The sequence below is a fragment of the Mycobacterium sp. genome (assembly GCF_035697385.1).
In the GTDB taxonomy this organism is placed as follows: domain Bacteria; phylum Actinomycetota; class Actinomycetes; order Mycobacteriales; family Mycobacteriaceae; genus Mycobacterium.
Genome location: NZ_DASSCY010000168.1, coordinates 1 through 6,667, shown reverse-complemented (window position 1 = coordinate 6,667; position 6,667 = coordinate 1). Strand labels below are relative to the sequence as shown.

Annotated in this window: 5 protein-coding genes and 1 pseudogene; 4 read left to right on the top strand and 2 right to left on the bottom strand. The window is 65.7% G+C overall.

Annotation, left to right across the window (positions count from 1 at the left end; translation table 11 throughout):
* Positions 1-156: 156 nt before the first annotated feature.
* The 3 genes from VFH65_RS13905 (at position 157) to VFH65_RS13895 (ending at position 3,258) form a co-directional block, all read left to right on the top strand.
* Positions 157-1,089, top strand: coding sequence for a TIGR03564 family F420-dependent LLM class oxidoreductase (locus VFH65_RS13905; protein ID WP_353322270.1), 933 nt, complete (start codon positions 157-159; stop codon positions 1,087-1,089).
* Between the two features lie 241 nt (positions 1,090-1,330).
* On the top strand, positions 1,331-2,614 hold the full coding sequence (locus VFH65_RS13900; protein WP_353322269.1) for a sensor histidine kinase: 1,284 nt from the start codon (positions 1,331-1,333) through the stop codon (positions 2,612-2,614).
* Positions 2,611-3,258, top strand: coding sequence for a response regulator transcription factor (locus VFH65_RS13895; RefSeq protein ID WP_353322268.1), 648 nt, complete (start codon positions 2,611-2,613; stop codon positions 3,256-3,258). Before VFH65_RS13900 ends, VFH65_RS13895 begins: the two co-directional genes overlap by 4 nt.
* Here the strand turns inward: VFH65_RS13895 and VFH65_RS13890 are convergent.
* On the bottom strand, positions 3,216-3,875 hold the full coding sequence (locus VFH65_RS13890) for a DUF1361 domain-containing protein (RefSeq protein WP_353322267.1): 660 nt from the start codon (positions 3,873-3,875) through the stop codon (positions 3,216-3,218). The two genes, VFH65_RS13895 and VFH65_RS13890, sit on opposite strands and share 43 nt — an antisense overlap.
* A 78-nt stretch (positions 3,876-3,953) precedes the next feature.
* Positions 3,954-5,789, bottom strand: a complete 1,836-nt coding sequence (locus tag VFH65_RS13885; RefSeq protein WP_353322266.1) for an acyl-CoA dehydrogenase — start codon at positions 5,787-5,789, stop codon at positions 3,954-3,956.
* A gap of 270 nt (positions 5,790-6,059) precedes the next feature.
* Between VFH65_RS13885 and VFH65_RS13880 the strand changes: the two are divergent.
* Positions 6,060-6,667, top strand: a pseudogene (locus VFH65_RS13880) (dihydrodipicolinate reductase); the annotation flags it as partial.

Genomic DNA, 6,667 nt, shown 5'->3' with positions numbered 1-6,667 from the left:
TCCTCGAGGCGTAGCCGAAATATTCCCTCGGAAACGGTGTAACGGCCGCGCGGGAGCCTTCGATACATCAGATAGCTTCGTGTTGGCGTCTGACCCCCCGACCCGACGTCAACACGGGGCTCTTAATTTTTGCCCCCGGATGATTCGATGGTGGGCATGCAGATAAGCCTCAGCCTCGTCGGATTGCTCGATGAAAACAGCGGCCGCTCACCGGTCGACGCCTTCGTGCAGCAGCTTGGTGAGTTGCGCGACGAGGGCTTCCGCCGAGTCTGGCTGGCCCAGCTGCCCTACGACCCCGACCTGACGACGGTGCTCGCCGCAGTGCTGCGCGAGGTCGACACCATCGAGGTCGGCTCGGGCGTGATCCCGATCCAGGTTCAGCATCCAACGCAGCTGGCGCAGCGAGCCCTGACCCTCAACGCGATCAGTGGTGGCCGGTTCACCCTCGGCGTCGGTATGAGCCATCGCATGGTGACCGAACAGATGTGGGGCGTCTCCTGGGACAAGCCGGTGCGCCAGATGCGCGAGTATCTCGACGGCCTGCTGCCGCTGCTGTCCGGGCAGCCCGCCGATGCCGAGGGTGAATTCTGGACGACGCGCGGCTCGCTGCAGATTCCCGGCGTGCCGGCACCTGAGGTCTACATCGCCGCGCTAGGCCCGCAGATGCTGCGGCTTGCAGGACGGCGCACTGCCGGAACGCTGACGTGGATGACCGGACCCAAGACGTTGGCCGAGCATGTCGGTCGGACGCTGCGGGAGGCGGCCGCTGAAGCCGGCCGGGCCGAGTCCGCGGTGCGCGTGGCCGCCTCGCTGCCCGTGAGCGTCACCGACGACGTCGCCGGTGCCCGGGCCCGTGCCGCCGAAGAGTTCGCGATCTACGGGCAGCTGCCGTCGTACCGCGCGATGTTGGACCGCGAGGGCTACGCCGGACCCGAGGACGCCGCCATCATCGGCGACGAGCAGACGGTCTCCGAACGCCTCGACGAGCTGGCGAAAGCGGGCGTCGACGAGTTCGCCGCCGTCACCTTCGACCCCTCCGCTGAGGGACGTGAACGCACCCGCGCGCTCCTGCGAACGAAAGACAAATGAAGCCCAAATTTCCTCTGGTGTGACCGCAATCACGGGCGTAGCATCGATCGCACGACGGGTTCGGGAACGGCTGATCCGAAGAGCTGGCGGTAGAGGTGAAAAGCCAGCGGCGCGAGACTAATGAGACGCCCTCAAGTGCCTTCCCGAACCCGCCCTTATTTTTGTGGAGCAGGGGTGCGGCTAGCCACACCTGATATCCGCCAGGCACCACGATCGATCGCGAGGGCCGACGAGAGTCACCATGATTCGCGTGACTACGACCGTCGTCCCCATCCAAATTGACTGGACCCACACCCTGCTCACCCCGCTGCGTAAGCCGGCGTGGAGGACCTATCTCTACTTCGTACTCATCAGCGTGCTCGCGGTCGTCGGCGTCGTCTTCCTGTTCGGCGCCGGGCTCGCATCAGGACTGCTGATCGTCACGCTCGTCGGCATCCCGCTGTTGGCGTTGGTGGTGATGAGCGGGCGGGCGTGGAACCGGTTGTACCGGTCGCTCGCCCGACTGACAGGTACGGCGATCGAACCCCCGCCGCCATTCGTCAGGCCGTTGGGCCGGTTGCACACGCTGGCGGCCGCCCTCACCGACGGGGTGGGGTGGCGCAGCCTGGGATTTCTCGCGCTGCACTCGGTGCTCATGACGCCGATCGGCTACTTCGTGATCGTCGGCCTGGTGGCGTCGGCGATGCTGGTGGTCTCGCCCGTGGCGTGGCTGGCGTTAGGTGAGCCGTTCATCACGATCGGCGAGCCGATCGATTCACTGTGGGCGTACCTGCTGTTTGCGTTGGCCGGTGTAGCGGCGCTCTATCTGCTGGGCTGGGTGATGCTCATACTCAGCAGGGCGCACGTGTGGCTGGCCCGGAATCTGCTCGGCCCGACCGAGCGGGAGCGACGGGTTGGTCAGCTGGAACGGGCCCGCGCCGGAGTCGTCGACGACGCTGCCGCGACGTTGCAACGTGTCGAACGCGACCTGCACGACGGTACCCAGGCGCGGCTGATCACCGTGGCGATGGCGCTGGCCCGCGCCGAAGAGCACCTGGCGTCCTCCGATGTGGGCCGCGCACGCGAACTTGTCACCGACGCCTTGGCGAACACCAAGGACACGCTGACGGAACTGCGTGATCTGGTTCGCGGAATCCGCCCGCCCGCATTGGATCTCGGTCTGGGGCCGGCGATACAGACGCTCGCGGCCCGCAACCCGATCCCTGTCGACGTGACTGTCGATCTGCAGGTGCGGCCGTCGATAGGGGTGGAGACCATGGCGTACTTCTGCGTGGCAGAACTGCTGGCCAACGTCTCGCGCCACTCGGGCGCCAGCCAGGCCGTCGTCCGGGTCGACAGCGATGTGCATGAACTACGAATCACCGTGCAGGACGACGGCTTCGGTGGTGTCCAGGTCGGCAACGGGTCGGGGCTGACCGGACTGCGTGATCGGCTGGCCATGCTGGACGGCCGATTGGAGGTCAACAGTCCCGACGGCGGTCCGACTGTCGTGACCGTCGTCGTACCGCCGGGAGGAGAGCAATGACCAGGCTCGTCATCGCCGAGGACAGCGCCATTCTGCGCGACGGCCTGGCTCAGCTACTCGTCGAGCGAGGCCACGAGGTGGTCGCCAAAGTCGGCAACGCCGACGAGTTGCTTGACGTGGTAGGCGAATTCAACCCGGACGTCGCCGTCGTCGACATCCGGATGCCGCCGACGTTCACCGACGAAGGCTTGGTGGCAGCGGTGTCGTTGCGCCGGTCGCACCCCGACACCGGCGTGCTGGTGTTCTCGCAATGGGTCGAGACGCGGTATGCCACCGAACTGCTGGCCGGCCGTCCCGAGGGCGTCGGCTATCTGCTGAAGGACCGGGTGACCGATATCGCCGAGTTCGACGGCGCGGTGCGACGGGTCGCGGCCGGCGGCACCGCACTGGACCCAGAGGTGGTGCGCCAACTGATCGGAAGCCGACGCACGTCGTCGACACTGGATCGGCTCACACCGCGCGAACGCGAAGTGCTGGCGCTGATGGCCGAGGGCCATTCCAACAATGGCCTGGCGCAGCATCTTTCGATCACCGAACGGTCTGTCGAGAAGCACGTCTCGGCCATATTCACCAAGCTCGACCTGCCGCCGTCGCAGGCACATCACCGTCGCGTGCTCGCGGTGGTGACGTATCTCAATTCCTGAAGCGACCAGATGGTCAGGTACGCCAGCCCGAAGAACGCCGCAACGGCCAGCCCCACACCGGTCGACTGCACGTATGCCAGCGGCGAACGTACCCATTCGAGCGTCGACGCCACCACCGCATCCGGTTGTGCCACCAAATCCCAAGAGTTCCAACGGTGGAACCGCCCTATGACGACGCCGATCGCACACAGTCCGACAGACACGATGACGGTCGTCCAACCGGCGATGCGACCGAATTCGCGTTCGATGCGCTCGTGCACCAGGCGCATCGACACCACGCCCAGGATGATGCCCGTCCACGCGGCGAATCCGTACTGCAGAACATGACGCCAGAGGTTGGCGCCGTACCGCAGATGTACGAGATCGGTCACGAGGTACGGCGAATTCGGTAGAAACACCAGCCATACCAAGCCCAATGGCAGCAGCCAGACACGTCGATGCACGACCGCGAACCTGGCGGCGAACAAGACCGGAATCCAGGCGAGGAAGAGATTCCAGAGCAGCCACCGTGTCGGGTAGAAGAGCGGTGCGTTTGGGTCCGTGACGCCCAGGACCGCGGTCAACCCGGTCGTCGCCAACAGCGAGGCGATCAGAACGGCGCGCGCAACATTGGCCATCCGACAAGCTTGCCCGAGAATGCAAATGGCCCCGGGAAGAGTCCGGGGCCATTTGGTTCGAGACGGTCCAAGAAGGCTTTAGAAGGCCGCCTCGTCCAGTTCCATAACCTCGTTGTCGAGGTTGTCGAGCACAGTACGGGTGCTGGTGAGCAGCGGCAGGAAGCTCTTCGCGAAGAACGACGCCACCGCGACCTTGCCCTCGTAGAAGGCGCGGTCGTCACCACTGGCCCCGGCGTCGAGCGCCTCGATGGCCACGGCGGCCTGCTGCTGCAGCAGCCAGCCGATGACCAGGTCGCCGACGCTCATCAGGAAGCGCACCGAGCCCAGGCCGACCTTGTACACGTTGGCCGGGTTCTCCTGCGCCGACATGAGGTGGCCGGTGAGTGTCGCGGCCATGCCCTGCACGTCCTCCAGGGCCGTGGCCAGCAGCGCGCGCTCGGCCTTCAGCCGGCCGTTGCCGGACTCGTTCTTCACGAACTGCTCGATCTGCCCGGCCACGTGCGCCAGCGCCACACCCTTGTCGCGGACGATCTTGCGGAAGAAGAAGTCCTGCGCCTGGATGGCCGTGGTGCCCTCGTAGAGGGAGTCGATCTTGGCGTCGCGGATGTACTGCTCGATCGGGTAGTCCTGCAGGAAGCCCGAACCACCGTAGGTCTGCAGGCTCTCGGTCAGCTTGGCGTACGCCTGCTCCGAGCCGACACCCTTGACGATCGGCAGTAGCAGGTCGTTGACCTTGACCGCCAGCTCGGGATCGATGTTGTGGATGGCCTTGGCCACCGCGGCGTCCTGGAACGTCGCGGTGTAGATGTACAGCGCGCGCAGACCCTCGGCGTAGGCCTTCTGGGTCATCAGCGACCGGCGCACGTCGGGGTGATGCGTGATGGTCACGCGCGGCGCGGTCTTGTCCGTCATCTGCGTCATGTCAGCGCCCTGCACGCGGTTCTTGGCGTAATCCAGTGCGTTCAGGTAACCGGTCGACAGGGTCGCGATGGCCTTGGTACCGACCATCATTCGGGCCTGCTCGATAACGTCGAACATTTGCGCGATGCCCTCGTGGGTCTCGCCGACCAGCCAGCCCTTGGCGGGCTTGTCGTGCTGGCCCAGCGACAGCTCACAGGTGGCCGAAACCTTCAGGCCCATCTTGTGTTCGACGTTGGTGACGTACACACCGTTGCGCTCGCCCGGCTCGCCGGTCTCGAAGTCGAAGAGGAACTTCGGCACGAAGAACAGCGACAGACCCTTGGTGCCCGGGCCTGCGCCCTCGGGGCGCGCGAGCACCAAGTGGAAGATGTTCTCGAAGAGGTCGCCGGAGTCACCCGAGGTGATGAATCGCTTCACACCGTCGATGTGCCACGAGCCGTCCTCTTGCTTGACGGCCTTGGTGCGGCCGGCGCCGACGTCCGAGCCGGCATCGGGCTCGGTCAGCACCATGGTGGAGCCCCAGCCGCGCTCGGCGGCAAGGACGGCCCACTTCTTCTGCTCTTCGGTGCCCAGGTGGTAGAGGATGTTGGCGAATCCGGCGCCGCCGGCGTACATCCACACGGCAGGGTTGGCGCCGAGGATGTGCTCGTGCAGCGCCCACATCAGCGCCTTGGGCGCCGGCACGCCGCCGAGGGCCTCATCCAGTCCGACGCGGTCCCAGCCGCCGTCCTGCACAGCGCGCACCGACTTCTTGAACGCCTCGGGCAGCGTCACCGAGAAAGTCTTGGGATCGAAGGTCGGGGGATTGCGGTCGCCTTCGGCGAACGATTCGGCGATCGGGCCCTCGGCCAGCCGGGCCATCTCGCCTAGCATTTCGCGGGCGGTGTCGACGTCTAGGTCGGCGTACTCACCCTCGCCAAGTGCTTTCTCAACGCCGAAGACCTCAAACAGGTTAAATACCTGGTCACGAACGTTGCTCTTATAGTGGCTCACGTTTCCTCCTCGTCGAGAATGCCACTTGCGGTTGGGTACTTTGGATAAGTTACCCACCAGTAACTGGCCCAAACTATACCGTCCAGTAACTTCAACACAAAGCGTGTGTGAGCAATTTCCGTTGGCTAACCAACCGAGCGGTTGGCCGGAGTGCTAAATCCGCTGTTGACACGCGTCTGAGCAGGGGATCGTCGCCGCTGTGAGACTCGTCACTGGAGCGCCCGCTAGGGTGATCCGGTGCTTCGTGTCGCGGTGTGGGGAACGGGAAACATGGGGGGCACAGCAATCCGGTCGGCGGTGGCCTTCCCTGGGTTGCAGCTGTCCGGGGTGATCACGTCGTCGCCGGACAAGGACGGCAAGGACGCGTCGACGTTCGCGATGTTGGATTCGCCGACCGGGGTCACGGCTACGACGGACGTCGACGCGGCGCTGGCCGACTGCGACGCGGTGGCCTACATGGCCTCCGGTGACATCCGGCCGGACGACGCGGTGGCCGACATCGAGAAGTGCCTGCGGGCCGGCGCGCATGTCGTCACGCCGTCGCTGTATTCGCTCTACGACCCGCGCTCGGCGCCGCCGGAATGGGTGCAGCGCTTGACCGCGGCTGCCGAGGAGGGCGGGGCGGGGCTGCTCGTCAGCGGAGTCGACCCGGGCTGGGGCAACGACGCGCTCGCGGTGATCGCCGCGGGGCTGTGCACCCGGATCAAGTCCATTCACTGCCAGGAGATCTTCGACTACTCCTCCTACAACCAGCCGTACGCGGTCAAAGTGTCGTGCGGGTTCGGTGGGCCCATGGACGAGGTGCCGATGATGCTGTTGCCGTCGATACCGACGATGGTCTGGGGCGGCAACATCCGGCTCATCGGCCGAGGGCTGGG